13 protein-coding genes are annotated in these 16,234 nt (G+C 61.5%); 11 read left to right on the top strand and 2 right to left on the bottom strand.

Features of this window, described 5'->3' with window-relative positions:
- The first annotated feature begins 36 nt into the window (after nt 1-36).
- Together JTP94_RS03600 and purU are read left to right on the top strand one after the other, a co-directional pair.
- Nucleotides 37-1,272: a hypothetical protein gene (locus JTP94_RS03600; protein ID WP_204849191.1), complete on the top strand. Its 1,236-nt coding sequence runs from the start codon at nt 37-39 to the stop codon at nt 1,270-1,272.
- Between the two features lie 151 nt (nt 1,273-1,423).
- The gene (gene purU, locus JTP94_RS03595) at nt 1,424-2,308 is read left to right on the top strand and encodes a formyltetrahydrofolate deformylase (protein ID WP_204849190.1); all 885 of its coding nucleotides are present in this window, start codon (nt 1,424-1,426) and stop codon (nt 2,306-2,308) included.
- A gap of 32 nt (nt 2,309-2,340) precedes the next feature.
- On the opposite strand, the gene JTP94_RS03590 is transcribed toward purU, so the two are convergent.
- Entirely contained in the window at nt 2,341-2,898 is a 558-nt protein-coding gene (locus JTP94_RS03590; RefSeq protein ID WP_204849189.1) for a cytochrome b, read from the bottom strand.
- 344 nt (nt 2,899-3,242) lie between these two features.
- On the opposite strand from JTP94_RS03590, the gene JTP94_RS03585 reads away from it, so the two are divergent.
- The 8 genes from JTP94_RS03585 (at nt 3,243) to JTP94_RS03550 (ending at nt 14,319) form a co-directional block, all read left to right on the top strand.
- Nucleotides 3,243-6,170, top strand: a complete 2,928-nt coding sequence (locus tag JTP94_RS03585; protein ID WP_204849188.1) for an aminotransferase — start codon at nt 3,243-3,245, stop codon at nt 6,168-6,170.
- Between the two features lie 510 nt (nt 6,171-6,680).
- Nucleotides 6,681-6,875, top strand: coding sequence for a hypothetical protein (locus JTP94_RS03580; protein ID WP_034511945.1), 195 nt, complete (start codon nt 6,681-6,683; stop codon nt 6,873-6,875).
- Nucleotides 6,876-7,190: 315 nt separating this feature from the next.
- Nucleotides 7,191-8,189 carry a P1 family peptidase gene (locus tag JTP94_RS03575; RefSeq protein ID WP_204849187.1) on the top strand — a complete coding sequence of 333 codons (999 nt, stop codon included), beginning with the start codon at nt 7,191-7,193 and terminating at the stop codon, nt 8,187-8,189.
- A gap of 15 nt (nt 8,190-8,204) precedes the next feature.
- Nucleotides 8,205-9,122, top strand: a complete 918-nt coding sequence (locus tag JTP94_RS03570) for a LysR substrate-binding domain-containing protein (RefSeq protein ID WP_204849186.1) — start codon at nt 8,205-8,207, stop codon at nt 9,120-9,122.
- A gap of 157 nt (nt 9,123-9,279) precedes the next feature.
- Complete coding sequence (locus JTP94_RS03565) at nt 9,280-10,809, top strand: ABC transporter substrate-binding protein (RefSeq protein ID WP_204849185.1); 1,530 nt, start codon at nt 9,280-9,282, stop codon at nt 10,807-10,809.
- 277 nt (nt 10,810-11,086) lie between these two features.
- Complete coding sequence (locus JTP94_RS03560; RefSeq protein WP_204849184.1) at nt 11,087-12,040, top strand: ABC transporter permease; 954 nt, start codon at nt 11,087-11,089, stop codon at nt 12,038-12,040.
- Entirely contained in the window at nt 12,037-12,903 is an 867-nt protein-coding gene (locus JTP94_RS03555) for an ABC transporter permease (protein WP_204849183.1), read from the top strand. The genes JTP94_RS03560 and JTP94_RS03555 overlap by 4 nt, the downstream gene beginning before the upstream one ends.
- A gap of 24 nt (nt 12,904-12,927) precedes the next feature.
- Nucleotides 12,928-14,319, top strand: a complete 1,392-nt coding sequence (locus tag JTP94_RS03550; RefSeq protein WP_204849182.1) for an amidase — start codon at nt 12,928-12,930, stop codon at nt 14,317-14,319.
- Between the two features lie 21 nt (nt 14,320-14,340).
- Here JTP94_RS03550 and JTP94_RS03545 read toward each other — a convergent pair whose 3' ends face one another.
- The gene (locus tag JTP94_RS03545; protein ID WP_204849181.1) at nt 14,341-14,820 is read right to left on the bottom strand and encodes an Lrp/AsnC family transcriptional regulator; all 480 of its coding nucleotides are present in this window, start codon (nt 14,818-14,820) and stop codon (nt 14,341-14,343) included.
- Nucleotides 14,821-14,945: 125 nt separating this feature from the next.
- Between JTP94_RS03545 and JTP94_RS03540 the strand changes: the two genes are divergently transcribed.
- The gene (locus JTP94_RS03540) at nt 14,946-15,917 is read left to right on the top strand and encodes a DMT family transporter (protein ID WP_204849180.1); all 972 of its coding nucleotides are present in this window, start codon (nt 14,946-14,948) and stop codon (nt 15,915-15,917) included.
- Nucleotides 15,918-16,234 lie beyond the last annotated feature (317 nt).

Genomic DNA, 16,234 nt, shown 5'->3' with positions numbered 1-16,234 from the left:
TATGGCCAGAGAAGACGCCACGACCTCGGATATTTCATGCAAAGCTCAGGCGAAAAGCAGCCCATAAACTACGTCATTCTTGCGATTTCGCTGCTCGCAGTCCTGTACAACGGCATCCTCGCCTTCATCAATCACAACATCACGCCGCTGACGCCAAGCGCCGTCGTGATGAGCGAAGTGATCCTTCAGGTCGCCAGTTTCACCTATATCCTGACGAAGGGCGTTTACGAGGAGGACATGGCGCCGCTGCTGTATCTCCTCCTGACGATCCTGCTGACGGTCTTCGTCATCGCCATCAACAAGCAAGCCTACGTCGATCATCTTCGCAACGTGATGATCATATTCGTGTTTTCCATCATGGGGAGGCTTTGCAATGAGCGCACGCTCAAGCTCGCCTTCAGGATCGCCTGCCTGGCCGTGCTCGCCGTGCTCATCTGCGAAATCGTGTCGGTGAAGGAATATGTCGCGCTCTTTCATCCGGCCGAGTATTTCCAGAACACACGCGGCGTGCCGCCGGCCACCTATAGCGATCTCGGGCTGTTCCGTGGCGCGCTGGGTTTCGAGGGCCGGTTCTCCTTTGGCCTGATAGACCATCGATCATCGTCCATCTTCCTCGAGCAGGTCTCGCTTGCCAATTTCTGCGGCGTGATGGTTCTCTATCTGATCAGCTTCTCCAGCCGGCTGCGGCTGCTCGACAGGGTGCTGTTCTTCTCGACCGTCATTCTAATCCTGCTGACAAACGATACGCGCACGATGCTGATCTTCAGCCTCATCTGCATCGCCGGCTATTTCATCTATCCCTGGCTTCCGAAGATGCTCGACCTCCTGACGATGCCCGTGATCATCGTCGTCGGATTCGTCATTCACTCTCTCAAGCCGACCGTAACAGGCGATAATTTCGTTGGCCGCATCAACGGGACGGTAAAAGCCTTCCTCGGCATGGACCTGCAGAGCACCATCGGTCTACAGCTCGATCAGGTCGGCATATTCTTCGATAGCGGATATGTTTATATCATATACGGCGCAACCATCTTCGGGCTGATCCTGTTCTGGCTCTATGCTTCTCTCTATCCGGCGGGAGAGACCGTCAATCAGCGGCGCCTCGGCCACGCCCTTTCCCTCTTCCTGTTCCTGAACCTGATGATCGGCTCCACGGCCATCTTCTCGATGAAAACGGCCGGGCTCGTCTGGCTTCTGGTGGGCTTCCTGAAATTCAACGAGGGCACGCAGGCAAAGCAGCCGCAAAGGCTCTCCCTGGCCACCAGCAGCTAAGGCGGGGATGCGCCGTCCGAAGGCGCAATGGGAACGGTTTTTCCCGCAATCCTGCCTAAAGTAACGGTCGAAACAGGGGTGGGGGATATATTCCCCATACCTTCGATTTCATTTAAGCAGGCGGGCACCCTCGGCAGAAGAGAGAAGAGACATGACGAGCTATGTATTGATGGTATCGTGCCAGTCGACGCGCGGGATCGTTGCGGCGATCGCCAATTATCTGGCCGACCAGGGCTGCAACATCGTCGATTCCAGCCAGTTCGACGATCTTGATACCGGCAAGTTCTTCATGCGCGTCTCCTTCATCTCCGAGCAAGGGGTCGGCTTGGAGGCGCTGGTCGAGGGCTTCAAACCGGTCGCCGCGAAGTTCGAGATGGAGGCCGAGATCCACGATGGCAAGAAGCGCATGAAGGTGCTCTTGATGGTCTCGCGCTTCGGCCATTGTCTCAACGACCTGCTCTACCGCTGGAAGATCGGCGCGCTGCCGATCGACATCGTCGGCGTCGTCTCCAACCATTTCGATTACCAGAAGGTGGTCGTCAACCACGACATCCCCTTCCACCATATTCCGGTGACCAAGGCCAACAAGCCGCAGGCGGAAGCTCGGATCATGGAGGTGGTCGAGCAGACCGGCACGGAGCTGATCGTGCTTGCCCGCTACATGCAGATCCTGTCGGATTCGATGTGCCAGAAGATGTCGGGCCGCATCATCAACATCCATCATTCCTTCCTGCCGTCGTTCAAGGGCGCCAACCCCTACAAGCAGGCCTATGAGCGCGGCGTGAAGCTGATCGGGGCGACTGCGCATTACGTGACGGCCGATCTCGACGAAGGCCCGATCATCGAGCAGGATACGGCGCGCATCACGCATGCACAGTCGGCAGACGATTACGTCTCGATCGGCCGCGACGTCGAAAGCCAGGTGCTGGCCCGCGCCATCCATGCGCATATCCACTACCGCACCTTCCTCAACGGCAACCGCACCATCGTCTTCCCGGCAAGCCCGGGAAGCTACGCATCCGAGCGGATGGGGTGAACCCCGAGCGTTCGATCGACGGCCTTTCCCAATTACAGCATCCGCCGCAGCACCTCATCCTTTTGGAAGATGTGGTGCCAGAGGGCTGCGAGGATATGCAGGCTGACGATCGCATATAGGCAATAAGCGCCATATTCATGGATTTCGGCGGCGATTCTCTCCAGCGGCTTGTCGAGCGGCAGGAGATTAGGCCACTGGAAAAGCCCGAACCACGGCAGGTCGTGACCGCCGGCCGCGGAGGTCGTGTAGCCTGCGAGCGGCATCAGGATCATCAGCGCATAAAGCAGGATGTGCACGCCGCGCGCCGCATAGTGGTTGAGTGCGCCGAGCGGCTGCCGATAGGCAGGCTCGCCGAAAGAGAGCCTGAGCGGCAGGCGGATTATAATCAACACCAGCGCCGTCATGCCGAGCGATTTATGCACATCGAGAAGGACGCGGCGAAGCGCCGAGCCCGGCACGAGATACGAGCAATAAAGGCCGAGGCCGAGAGCTGAGATGATCACAATGGCCATAGTCCAGTGCAGGATTCGCTGCGACGGTCTGTATCGGAGCGTTGGTGTATCGGGCGAGGCCTCGGTAATGGTGGACATGTGATGGTTCTCCGGTGGTCCTGGGATTCGGCGCAAATGGGTTGATCGACCGGAACCTGGCTGATTTGAAGGCCTGTCAATTCACCTTCTCGCGAGCTGTGACGCCCGCAATCCGAAGCGCGACTGATGCTCGTGCCAAAGGCGAGAACACTTGGCGAGGCGACGGAAATCGTCCGGCGAGACGAGGGCCGGTTGCAGCTATTCCACTGAGGTCGGCATCTGGGCGGATGCCGCGCGAAGCCTATCTTCTGACTTATCGTTCGACCACCCTATCTGTTTTCGGTGATTTTCTTTAGGATGGAATGGTTTAGTGTCGACGCAAATGAACCGTCCGGGGGGATGCCATGGCTGACGCCGCGCTCGTGAACCGTATGCAACTGCAAAGACCGGATATCACGCCGGAAGACGCAGCCGAGATCCTGCAGACGCATTATGGCCTCAGCGGAGCATTGAGCGAACTCGGCAGCCAGCAGGACCGCAACTATCGCATCGATGCCGGCGACAACGCCTATGTGCTGAAGATATGCCGGGCCGAATATGAGCTGGTCGAACTGGAGGCGCAGAACGCCGCCATCCGCCATCTGCACGGCAAGCCCGATGCGCCGCGCGTACCCGATGTCGTGCCGTCACTCAACGGCCGCGACATTCTCACCATCACCATCCGCGAACAGGACTATCTCGTCCGGTTGCTCGGTTTTCTCCCCGGCCAGACATTGACGCGGCGCAAGCATCTGTCGCCGGCAGCCGCCGCCGGCCTCGGCGCACTTTCGGCCCGGCTCGCACGCGATCTCGCCGATTTCGAGCATCCCGGCCTTCACCGGAACCTGCAATGGGACCTGCGCCGGGCCGGGCCGGTCGCCGTGCAGCTCCTGTCGGCGATAACGGACCATGAGGCACGCGACCGCATCGCCAAGGCAATGGTGGCGGCGGTCAAGCGCATCCAGCCGCTTGCAAGCGCGTTGCGCGTGCAGCCCGTCCATCACGATGTCACCGACGACAATGTCGTCAGCCACCCCGATGCGCACGGTCAGCTCGTCCCGGACGGTGTGATCGATTTCGGCGATATCATCCAGGGCTGGCTGGTCGGCGATCTCGCCGTCACCTGCGCCTCGCTGCTGCATCACGCTGATGGTAATCCCTTCCATATCCTTCCCGCCATCAGGGCCTATCATGCCATCTATCCGCTGGAAGAGGCCGAGGCGAAGGCCCTATGGCCCCTGATCGTCGCGCGCGCCGTCATCCTGGCCGCAAGCACCGAACAGCAGCTCGTCATCGATCCCGACAACGACTATGTGCGCGGCAATCTCGATTTCGAACGCGAGATCTTCGATGTCGCGACCGGTGCGCAACCGGATGTGATGGAGGCCGCGATCCTGCGAACGATCGGCTTCGATATCGCCCCGATCGCGACCGAAGGCTGGGCGGCGCTGCTGCCGGATATCGATCCGCAAGAGATCGTCGCTGTCGATCTTTCCGTCACCGGGCCGGATTTTATCAATGGCAACTGGCAAAAGCCTGACATGGACTGGCGGCTGCTTGCCCAGGCGGCGATTGCTTCCGGCGCGGCGGCAACGCGCTACGGCGAATTCCGCCTGTCGCTTGCCGCTCCGCTCAGCATGGCGCCGCCACAGAATTTCGCCCTGCACAGCGACATCTGCCTGCCGGCCGGCGCGACGGTTGCTGCGCCCTTCCTCGGGCTTCTGCAGCGCCAAGGCCAGCATCTCGTCCTTGTCGGCGACGAGATCAGCCTGCATCTCGACGGCGTCGAGAGCGCGCTCGAAGACGGCGCGGCCATCGAACAGGGCGCGACCCTGGGCACGATCGGCAGCGAGGGATCGGCGATCGGCGGATTGCGCGTGCAGTTCTGCCGCGTGCCGACACTGGAGCCGCCGCTCTTTGCGACGGCAGATCAGGCTGATGGATGGTCTGCCGTCTGCCCCTCGCCCGCAGCTCTTCTCAACACTGCCTGCGAAGCGCCACGGCCGGATTCCTCTGCGCTGCTTTCCTTGCGCAATGCGCATTTCGCCGAGCCGCAGAAACATTATTACGAGACCCCGCCGCAGATCGAGCGAGGCTGGCGCGAATTCCTGTTCGACATGCAGGGGCGCTGCTATCTGGACATGGTCAACAACGTCACCACGCTCGGCCACGCCCATCCGCGACTGACGGCGGCCATCGCGCAGCAATGGTCCCGGCTCAACACCAACTCCCGCTTCCATTATGCCGCGGTCGCCGAATTTTCCGAGCGGCTGGCGACGCTGGCGCCGGAGGGGCTCGACAGCGTCTTCCTCGTCAACAGCGGCTCCGAAGCCAATGATCTCGCTATTCGCCTTGCCTGGGCGCATACGGGCAAGAGAAACATACTCTGCCTGCTGGAGGCCTATCATGGCTGGACAGTCGCGAGCGACGCCGTCTCCACCTCGATTGCCGACAATCCGCAGGCGCTGACGACGCGGCCCGACTGGGTCCATCCCGTCATCTCCCCCAATACCTATCGCGGCCCGTTCCGAGGCCCTGACTCAGGCCCCGATTATCTCGACGACGTCGCCGCAAAATTGCAGGTCATCGACCAAAAGGGCGACGGCCTTGCGGGCTTCATCGCGGAGCCGGTCTACGGCAATGCCGGCGGCATCACCCTGCCCCATGGCTATCTTGCCGGCGTCTATGATGCCGTGCGGCAGCGCCGCGGCCTCTGCATCGCCGATGAGGTGCAAGTGGGCTATGGCCGGCTCGGCGAGCACTTCTGGGGCTTCGAGAGCCAGGGCGTCGTGCCCGATATCATCACCATCGCCAAGGGCGTGGGCAACGGCCATCCGCTCGGCGCTGTCATCACCCGCCGCGAGATTGCCGAATCGCTGAAAAAGGAAGGCTATTTCTTCTCGTCTGCCGGCGGCAGCCCGGTAAGCTCCATCGTCGGGCTTACGGTTCTCGACATTCTGAGAGACGAGAACCTGCAGGAAAACGCCCAGCTCGTCGGCGATCGCCTGAAGGCGGGGCTGATCGCGCTCATGGAGCACTTTCCCCTGATCGGCGCGGTGCACGGCATGGGCCTCTACCTCGGCGTGGAGTTCGTCCGCAACCGTGAAGCGCTGACGCCCGCCACCGAGGAGACGGCTGCGATCTGCGAGCGCCTGCTCGATCTCGGGGTCGTCATGCAGCCGACCGGCGATCACCTGAATGTGTTGAAGATCAAGCCGCCGCTCTGCCTTTCCGCCGAGAGTGCCGATTTCTTCGTGAAGGCGCTGGAAAAGGTGCTTGGGGACGGATTTTGATCCGTCCAACAGCACCATTAACCATTAGGGTAATTTAGCGGCGGGTGAATTTTAATGCCGCCGGGGCATTGTCGAATCTCTCGTTCATTCCTACTTGTCTGTCGGTGATTGGCAATACCGTTCCACTACGGAAGGTTGCGCGGAGGTTGACACAACCTACCCCGTAATTAGCCAGGTACGGAATTATATTTTACCGATCGTCGATATTTTGACATCTTTCGGAATATGTTTCTGGAGATGTATTTGTTATTATCTACTAAGATTGTAGACAATAACACATCGGATCACCGGCTCTGGAATCGGAGCCTTAACAAGTACAACACCAACTAGGGACGTGACATGCTGAATTTTAAAGCCATCGCTTCGATCCTTGGGCGGTCCGTGCTTGGCCATGACCGCTCGGGCGCGCGCTCCAGCCCGCGCTGTCGAATGTGACGTTCGTCCCCTTACCGGATTCAAACAGTCAATTCGCCATGTCTGCGCCGATAGCGGTGCGGAGGGAGTATATTTATGAAGAAGCAAGTTATCGAATACGCCGGCGTTCCGGTCGGCATCGTCGTTCCTGACCAGGATCGACTCAAGTTCATTGCTGTGAAATATCACGTCCACGATCTGGACGAGCAGCATTTCAGAAACACGGACGAAGTGAAGCTCGCGATCCGCGATCTCCTCTCTCGCCAACGGGCAAAGCCGATCCATGTTTAATGGATCGGCTTTGCCGTTTCCTCCACCATTTCTGACCACCCGCCCTCGCCCTTCGAGGGTCGCCATGCTCCTGCCTCAGGGTGAGGGCTAGTCTTCTCGTTACAATCGCCGGACCTATCCTGCTTGCGTTTCCGGAGTCGGACTTTGTTGTATCTCGACCCGAAGGTTACTCCGCCCTCATGGTGAGGTGGCCCGAAGGGCCCTCGAACCACGAGGGTCGGCCCCAACCACCCACAAACCCATCTTGTCTTTTCCCCCTCTTTACGGTCCTATCGCCATGACCACCTCGCGCTGCGAAAGGCGAAGGATTTTTCATTGGCTGCTCTTCTCAATCTCCTGACCGATATCGAAGGCGTCGCCGTCGGTCATTGCACCGATCTTGCGCTCGGCTCCGGCGTCACCGCCATCATCTTTGACGAGCCGGCGGTCGCATCCTGCACCGTGCTCGGCGGCGCGCCGGGCGGACGCGATACGGCGCTGCTCGATCCGGCAATGACTGTTGGAGTAGTGGACGGCCTCGTTCTTTCGGGAGGCTCCGCCTTCGGGCTCGATGCGGCCGGCGGTGTTCAGGCGGGTCTTCGCGAAATCGGCCGCGGTCTGCAGGTCGGCGACGCGCGGGTGCCGCTTGCGCCGCAGGCGATCCTCTTCGATCTCATCAATGGCGGCAACAAGGATTGGGGCCTGCATTCGCCCTATCGCGACATGGGTTATGCCGCCTTCAAGGCGGCGGGCAAAGGGCCGTTTGCGCTCGGCAGCGTCGGCGCCGGCACCGGCGCCACGACTGCAACGGTCAAAGGCGGGCTCGGCTCGGCCAGCGCCATCAGCAGCAGGGGACATCGGATCGCGGCCATCGTCGCCGTCAACGCGCTCGGCTCGGCCACCATTGGTGATGGGCCGCATTTCTGGGCCGCTCCTTTCGAGGAGGATGGCGAATTTGGCGGGCTCGGCATGCCGCAGACCATCGATTCGCGCTTGCGGCTGAAGGGCACCAATGTCACCGCCACGACGATCGGCGCCATCGTCACCGATGCACGGTTGACCAAGGCGGAGGCACATCGCCTGTCGATCTTAGGCCATGACGGCTTTGCTCGCGCCCTGTTGCCGACGCATCTGCCACTGGACGGCGATACCGTATTTGCGGCCTCCACCAACAAGCATGATCGCGACGACATGCCGAGCTTCATGGAACTCTGCCACCTCGCCGCCATCGTCATGGCGCGCGCGATCGCCCGCGGCGTTTACGAGGCGACGGCGTTGCCGGTCGAGAGTGCGCAGCCCGCATGGCGGGATCGCTTCGCCAAACCTGTCGCCTAGCCGGAGGTTTCGCGCATGCAGATCCGGGCGCTGATCTATTTCGACGAACTGGTGCGCACCAGCTCGATGCGCCAGGCGGCCGAAAACCTGAATGTGGCGCCGACGGCTATCAGCCGGCAGATCGAGAATCTCGAATATCACTTCGGCACGCAGCTGGTGGAGCGCAGCGCCCGCGGCGTCAAGTTGACGGCCGCCGGCGAATTGCTGGCCGCTCGCGCTGGCCGGACGCTGCGCGAACTCGAGCATGTGCATCAGCTGATCGAGGACCTGAAGGGCCTGCAACGCGGCCGGGTCAGCGTCTATGCCAGTGGCGCTGCCGTCGCCAATATCCTCGCTCCCGCGCTTGCCGAATTCAGCCTGCGCTATCCAAGACTGCGCTTCGAGGTGACCATCACCACCGCGCGCGGCGCCATCGAAGCCGTCAACAGCGCCGAGGCCGATATGGCGGTGACGCTGTTTGCCCCGCCGCTTTCGGGAATCAAAGTGCGCCTGCGCTCCGAGCTGATTTACGACGTGATCGTCGCGGCCTCGCATCCGCTCGCGGGTAGCAAGGAGATCACTGTGGCCGAAATCGCCGCGCACGCGCTTGCCGTTCCCGATCGCTCCTTCGGCGCAAGGCAAGCCTTCGATGCGCTGTTCGAGCGCGAGGGGCTGACGCTCGATCCGGTGTTTGAGACCGGATCGCTGGAAATGCAGAAGGAGCTGGTGCTGCGTGGTGCTGCGATCACCATGCTGCCGGCTCTGACAGTGCAGCGAGAGATCGCGGCAGGCCAGCTTGTCGCCTTGCCCGTCGCTGATGGTAAGGCGGTGAGAACGCCGATCGATCTCTGCGTCGCGCCCGACCGGCAGCTTTCCTTTGCGGCCGGCAAGCTGCTTGATTTCATCGAGCGCTTCATGCGCCAGCAACTGACTGCCAAGGAGAGACAGGATTGATCGAAATACTGCAGATGAAGGAATTCAGTGTAGCGATATCGGCTACACTGAGCACACATTTTCGGAATTGTGTGTACGCCCGCTAGGTGACACTATCTTGAAAAGACTGCATGCCGGAAGGGAAGCCGGACTTGCGGACAAAAGCAAGGGAACTGAAATGACCACCTTTTTACGCCCGAGCCTCGGCGATTTTGCGCGCCGTCTCGCCTGCGGTGCGGCACTTTCGGCCGGTCTTTTGATACTTGGTCTAACGCCAGCGCAAGCCGCCAAGACGACACTCAATCTCGGCATGAGCGTCGAGCCGACCGGCCTCGATCCGACGATCGCAGCGCCCGTCGCGATCGGTCAGGTCACCTGGCAGAATATCTTCGAGGGGCTGGTCGCCATCGACGAAAGCGGCAAGATCGTGCCACAGCTCGCAAAGAGCTGGGAAATATCTCCCGATGGCCTGACCTATACGTTCAAGCTGCAGGGCGGCGTCAAATTCCACGATGGCGAGGCTTTCGATTCGGCAGCGGCGAAATTCGCACTCGATCGCGCCCGCGGCGCCGATTCCGTCAATCCGCAGAAGCGCTTTTTCGCGACCATCGCCTCGATCGACACGCCTGATCCGGAAACGCTGGTCCTCCATCTCTCCTCACCGACCGGCAGCCTGCTCTACTGGCTCGGCTGGCCTTCCTCTGTGATGGTCGGGCCGAAGTCCTCCGCCAACGACAAGACGACGCCCGTCGGCACGGGCCCATTCAAGTTTTCCGCCTGGGCGAAGGGCGACCATGTCGACCTCACCAAGAACCCCGATTACTGGAACAAGGCCGTCGACGTGAAGCTCGACAAGGTCACCTTCCGCTTCATTTCCGACCCGCAGGCCGAGGCCGCGGCCCTGAAGGCCGGCGATCTCGATGCCTTTCCGGAATTCGCCGCGCCCGAGCTGATGAGCTCCTTCGACGGCGATCCCAGGCTGATGACCAAGATCGGCAATACCGAGCTCAAGGTCGTGGCGGGCATGAACAATACGCGCAAGCCCTTCGACGACAAGCGCGTTCGCCAGGCGCTGATGATGGCGCTCGATCGCAAGACCATTATCGAAGGCGCCTGGTCGGGCTTCGGCACGGCGATCGGCAGCCACTACACGCCGAACGATCCCGGCTACAAGGACGTGACGGGCACGCTGCCCTACGATGCCGCCAAGGCCAAGGCGCTGCTTGCCGAAGCCGGCTATCCAAACGGCTTCAGCTTCACCATCAAGACGCCGCAGATGACCTATGCGCCGCGCAGCGCCCAGGTGATGCAGGCCATGTTTGCCGATATCGGCGTGACCATGAACATCGAGCCGACGGAGTTTCCGGCGAAATGGGTGCAGGACGTCTTCAGCGGCCGCAACTACGACATGACCGTCGTCGCGCATGCCGAGCCGCTCGATATCGATATCTATTCGCGCGATCCCTATTACTTCAACTACAAGAATCCAGCCTTCAACGAGCTGATGAAAAAGATCCAGCTCACCGCCGACCCAGTCGAGCAGAACAAGCTTTACGGAGAGGCGCAGACCATTCTCGCCGAGGATGTGCCCGCACTCTTCCTCTTCGTCATGCCGAAGCTCGGCGTCTGGGACAAGAAACTGAAGGGCCTCTGGGAAAGCGAGCCTATTCCCTCGAACGTCCTCACCAACGTTTCCTGGGAAGACTGATCGCTCCAACAGTTTGATTGGGCATGATCTTGGTATTTCTTTCGCGAACGACGACTAATCCCTTCTCCCCAGCGGGGAGAAGGTGGCCCAAAGGGTCGGATGAGGGGGCTGCCAGGCCGAAGATTGCCTTTTGCTTACGCTCAAGGCGCTCGGGATTTTATCCCTCGCCCCCCTCAACCGCCCTATCGGGCACCGTCTCCCCAAAGGGGAGAAGGGGGTTTCAAAGCGCGGGCCGGTTCCACATTCTTAGCCGGATTAACCTGGCCATGGACATGCTATGATCGCACTCCTCATTCGCCGGATTTTCGGGCTCCTTCTGACGCTGATCGCCGTCTCGCTGCTGGTCTTCGTGGTCATGGCGCTGCTGCCGGGCGATCCCGCCGCCATCACGCTCGGGACATCCGCGACGCCGGAAACGCTTGCCGCGCTGAGGCATGACATGGGCCTCGATCAGCCGCTGATCGTCCGCTACGGGCAATGGCTTGCCGGCGCGCTGACGGGTGATCTCGGCAAGTCCTATACATACGGCGTCCCGGTCGCCGGCTTGATTGCCGAGCGACTGGCCGTCACCCTGCCGCTCGCCGCCCTTGCCGTCGTGCTTTCCGTCCTCATCGCGGTGCCGCTCGGCGTCGCGGCAGCCGCCAGGCGCGGCGGCGTCTTCGATATCCTCGCCGCGCTGTTTTCGCAGATGGGCATTGCCGTACCGGGTTTCTGGGTGGGGCTGCTGCTGGTGCTGCTGTTTGCCACCTCGCTCGGCTGGATGCCGGCCGGCGGCTTTCCCGGCTGGGGCAATGGGCTCTGGCCAGCGATGAAATCGCTGGTGCTGCCGGCCGTCGCCCTTGCCCTGCCGCAGGCGGCGGTGCTGACCCGGGTCACCCGCTCGGCCGTGCTCGACACGCTGCATGAGGATTTTGCCCGCACGGCGCTTGCCAAAGGCCTCTCTCGAAGCCAGGTGCTCTGGGGACATGTGGTGCCGAACGCGCTGGTGCCGGTGCTGACTATTCTCGGCCTGCAGTTCACCTTTCTGGTCGCCGGCGCGGTGCTGATCGAGAACGTCTTCACCCTGCCAGGCCTCGGCCGTCTCGCCTATCAGGCGCTCAGCCAGCGCGACATCATCGTGCTTCAGGATGTGGTGCTGTTCTTTGCCGGCCTTGTCATCGTCGTGAACTTTCTGGTGGATCTCTCCTATCTGGTCATCGATCCCCGGCTTCGCGCTGGAGGTGCACAATGAGCGTCACCGACAGCGCAACCGTCGCCCGTCCCCACCGCTCTCGCTTTCGTAGATTGCGCCGCGCAAACCTGATCGTCGGGGTGATCATCATCCTCGCGCTTGTCGGCATCGCCATTCTTTCGCTGTTCTGGACCCCGGTGCCGCCGGCGAAGATGCAGATCATCCACAAGCTGCAGCCGCCTTTCGGTTTCGGGCTTCTTGGCACGGATCAGCTCGGCCACGATGTGCTGTCGATGCTGATGGCCGGCTGCTGGAACTCGCTGTCGATCTCGGTCTCGGCTGTTGCGATCGGCGGCACGCTCGGGACAATCATCGGCATCACCGCCGCTGCGCAACGCGGTGTTTTCGAGGCGCTGGTCATGCGCGCCTGCGACGTGATCTTCGCGCTGCCGCCCATCCTCTCGGCCATGATCCTCGGCGCCTTTCTGGGAACGGGGCGGACAACCGCAATTCTGGCCATTGCCGTCTTCATGGTACCGGTGTTTGCCCGCGTGGCGCTCGGCTCTGCTCTGCAGGCCTGGAGCCGCGACTATGTGCTGGCGGCGCGCGCGATCGGCAATACGCAGCTTTCGATCACCGTGCGTCACGTACTGCCGAATATCTTGAGCGGCATCATCGTGCAGGCGACGATCCAGCTTGGCCTCGCGATCCTGACCGAAGCCGGGCTTGCCTTCCTGGGCTTAAGCGTTCCGCCGCCGGAGCCGACCTGGGGCAGGATGCTCGCCGATGCTCAGACCTATTTCCATGCCGCGCCGTGGCTCGCCCTGCTGCCGGGCCTTGCCATCGCACTGTCAGTCCTCGGCTTCAACCTGCTCGGCGACGGCCTGCGCGACCTTCTCGACCCTCGCGAGGCGGCACGCTGATTTTAGACACGAAGAGAATAGACCATGACCGAACCGACCGATCTTTCCATCCGAGACCTCAAGCGCAAATTCGCCGACAAGAGCCTGTCGCCCAGCGAATACTGGCTGGCGCTCGAAAAGCATATCGATGCATGGGAGCCGACGATATCAGCCCTCTATGCCTATGATCCCGACGACGCGCGCAGGCAGGCCGTCGCCTCCACCGAACGCTGGGCGAAGGGCGCGCCACTTGGGCCGCTGGATGGCATCCCGGTGACGCTGAAGGAGCTGATCGCCACCAAGGGCCAGCCGGTGCCGCTCGGCACGGCCGCCGTCGAACTCGTCCCGGCAACAGAGGACGCGCCGATCGCCGCCCGCATGCGCGAGGACGGTGCGGTGATCTTTGCCAAGACCACCTGCCCCGACTATGGCATGCTCTCCTCGGGTCTCTCCAGCTTCCACAAGCTCAGCCGCAATCCATGGGATCCCTCGCAAAATCCCGGCGGCTCGAGCGCCGGAGCCTCGGCCGCCGCCGCAGCCGGCTTTGGGCCGCTGCATATCGGCACGGATATCGGCGGCTCGGTGCGCCTGCCGGCCGGCTGGACCGGTATTTTCGGCTTCAAGCCGAGCCATGGCCGCATTCCCGTCGATCCCTATTATGTCGGGCGATGTGCCGGGCCGATGACCCGCACCGTTGAGGATGCGGCCTTCTCCATGGCGACGCTGTCGCGACCCGACTGGCGCGACGGCACCAGTCTGCCGCCGGACGAAATCGATTGGATGGACCTCGACATCGACGTCAGGGGAATGAAGATCGGCCTGATGCTGGATGGCGGCTGCGGCCTGCCCGTCGATGACGAGGTGCGCGATGCGGTGGTTGCTGCCGCCAGACGCTTCGAAGAAGCTGGCGCCGTCATCGTCGATGTTGCACCGGTGCTGACGCGGCAGATGCTGGACGGACTCGACGTGTTCTGGCGGGCACGGTTCTGGGGCGATATCATGGGTCTCAGCGAGGAACGCCGCAACTTGATCCTCCCCTACATCCACACATGGGCCAAGAGCGGTGCCGATGTCAGCGGCGTCGAGGCGGTGCGCGGCTTCAACCAGACGATCGAGATGCGCAAGAGCTGCGGCAAGCTTTTCACTGAGGTAGACGCCGTGCTTTCGCCGACCAACCCGATCGTTTCCTATCCGGCGGAGTGGGCCTCGCCCACGAACGACCCGGCCCTGCCCTTCGAGCACATCGCCTTCACCGTTCCCTGGAACATGTCGGAGCAGCCGGCCTCCTCGATCAACTGCGGTTTTTCCCGCTCCGGCATGCCGATCGGTCTGCAGATCGTCGGCCCACGCTTCGGCGACATGCTGGTCCTGCGGCTCTCCAAGGCCTTCGAGGACTGGACCGGCGGTGTTACCAACTGGCCGAAGCGACCGGGTTGAGCAGGACGTTCGGACAGCCGGCTAATCTCGCGTCAATGGCAGGGAAAGACCGATCTTCACTCGGTCCATGGTGACGAGCGATTTGAACTTCGTGACATTCGGATTGTCGTAGAAAAGGCGGCGCGTCAGGACTTCATAGTCGGACATGCTGGCCACGACGACGACGAGAACGAAATCCGCCTCGCCGGTGACCTGGTAACATTGCTGAACGTCTGATGCTTCGAGGAAGCTGCGCTTGATCGCATTGATAAGATCGTAGCGTTCGTTGGCGATCTGGACTTCGACGATGATGGTGATCGGCAATGCCACTGCTGCCGGATCGACGACGGCGATATTCGCCTGTATGACGCCGCACGCCTGCATGCGCTTGATGCGCCGCTGCACCGCCGGCGCCGACAGATTGATCTGCTCGCCGATCGAGCGCTGCGGGACGGTGTTGTCCTTTTGAAGAATCTTGAGGATCGCCAGATCGAAATCATCGAGATCGGCAGGGTTGCGCATTTCAAAACATCCCGTCATCAAAGAAGAAACAAAATTGCACGAAGACTGCCAAAATGGAGCCAAATCCTCTCTTCTTATGCAATAGATTTGCGCCACAAGCCATCTGACTCCAAAAAGGTACAGGAATGTCCTCGCCCGACACCGAATACGATATCCACTCCCCAGCCCTTGCCGAAACCATGGCGGCGAAAGACGTTGCTACCATCGGCGCAACCTCCGCATCCGATGGCTCGAAGGGTCTGGTTGTCGGCCTGGTGGCGATGGTTCTCGCGGCGCTGGCGATGAGCATCTCCCCCAGCCTCGTGCGCCTGGCCGATGTCGGTCCCTTCGCCAGCGCATTCTGGCGTGTCTTTCTCGCCTTGCCGATCCTTTGGGTATGGATGCGATATGCGGAGGGGGCAGAGGTCGATGCGCCCCGCGCCAGCTTCACGCTGGCGACCATCCTTGCCGGTCTCGCCTTTACGGGGGACCTGTTCTTCTGGCATCTCGCCATCCTGCGGACCACCATCGCCAACGCGACCTTCTTCGCAACGATGGCGCCGCTATGGGTCGTTATCTTCGGCTGGCTGCTGCTGCGGCAAAGGGTCAACCGCGCCACGCTTATCGGGCTCCTGGTATGCCTTTCGGGCGGCACGGCGCTTGTGGTCCAGAGCCTTGCGTTCAATCCAAGCCGCGCCGTCGGCGATACACTGGGGATCATCACCGGCGCCTTCTTCGGCCTCTATTTTCTGGCGGTCGGCGCAGCGCGCGGCAGGACGAATGCCGCACGCGTGACCTTCGAATTGAGCGTCGTCACCTCGGCGATCCTGTTTGTCATTGCCTTCCTCTTCGAGCCGAGGATGCTGCCGCAATCGGCTTCGGGATGGGGCGTTCTCCTCGCGCTCGGCCTTGTCAGTCACGCCGGCGGGCAAGGCATGCTATCGGTGGCACTCGGGCGCCTACCGACCGTTTTCTCGTCGCTGGTCATTTTCCTGGAAACGATCGCCGCCGCGCTCTTCGCCTGGATCCTGTTCGGCGAAAACGTCACGCTGATACAGGGCCTGGGCGGAATCATCATCGTTGCAGGCATCTGGATTGCCAGGCCGCGTACGCAGTAGAGGCGGCCTAGTGGCCGAAGAAGGTACCAAACCGCATGACAGCGTTGCGGCGCCCTTCTGTTCGATGTCGGCATGGAGATCGTGCAATGCCTTTTCCATGACGCGCAGATCGTCCTGAAGACCGTCATCCGCGCTCATCGAGCTTTCGCTGCCGGCGCGCTGGATGCCACGCGCTTCACTTTGCAATTCGCGCAGCCTGTCGATCTTGCTGCTCTTGCGGATATGGCTGTCGAACAGAATATCCCTAACTGCCTTTTCCATCGCCGTGACGGGCATGTTTCTTCTCCTCTCGATAGGATATCGCGATCAGAAGAATA

This window comes from Martinezella lusitana (genome assembly GCF_016901135.1).
GTDB classification, from domain to species: Bacteria; Pseudomonadota; Alphaproteobacteria; order Rhizobiales; family Rhizobiaceae; genus Rhizobium; species Rhizobium lusitanum_D.
This window is presented reverse-complemented; position numbering and strand designations above follow the sequence as displayed.

Bases quoted from the DNA above. Each gene is read 5' to 3' on its own strand.
- JTP94_RS03570 (WP_204849186.1), top strand. From the start codon at position 8,205: ATGCAGATCCGGGCGCTGATCTATTTCGACGAACTGGTGCGCACCAGC.
- JTP94_RS03565 (WP_204849185.1), top strand. From the start codon at position 9,280: ATGACCACCTTTTTACGCCCGAGCCTCGGCGATTTTGCGCGCCGTCTC.
- JTP94_RS03580 (WP_034511945.1), top strand. From the start codon at position 6,681: ATGAAGAAGCAAGTTATCGAATACGCCGGCGTTCCGGTCGGCATCGTC.
- JTP94_RS03600 (WP_204849191.1), top strand. From the start codon at position 37: ATGCAAAGCTCAGGCGAAAAGCAGCCCATAAACTACGTCATTCTTGCG.
- JTP94_RS03555 (WP_204849183.1), top strand. From the start codon at position 12,037: ATGAGCGTCACCGACAGCGCAACCGTCGCCCGTCCCCACCGCTCTCGC.
- JTP94_RS03550 (WP_204849182.1), top strand. From the start codon at position 12,928: ATGACCGAACCGACCGATCTTTCCATCCGAGACCTCAAGCGCAAATTC.
- JTP94_RS03560 (WP_204849184.1), top strand. From the start codon at position 11,087: ATGATCGCACTCCTCATTCGCCGGATTTTCGGGCTCCTTCTGACGCTG.
- purU (WP_204849190.1), top strand. From the start codon at position 1,424: ATGACGAGCTATGTATTGATGGTATCGTGCCAGTCGACGCGCGGGATC.
- JTP94_RS03540 (WP_204849180.1), top strand. From the start codon at position 14,946: ATGTCCTCGCCCGACACCGAATACGATATCCACTCCCCAGCCCTTGCC.
- JTP94_RS03545 (WP_204849181.1), bottom strand. From the start codon at position 14,820: ATGCGCAACCCTGCCGATCTCGATGATTTCGATCTGGCGATCCTCAAG.
- JTP94_RS03585 (WP_204849188.1), top strand. From the start codon at position 3,243: ATGGCTGACGCCGCGCTCGTGAACCGTATGCAACTGCAAAGACCGGAT.
- JTP94_RS03590 (WP_204849189.1), bottom strand. From the start codon at position 2,898: ATGTCCACCATTACCGAGGCCTCGCCCGATACACCAACGCTCCGATAC.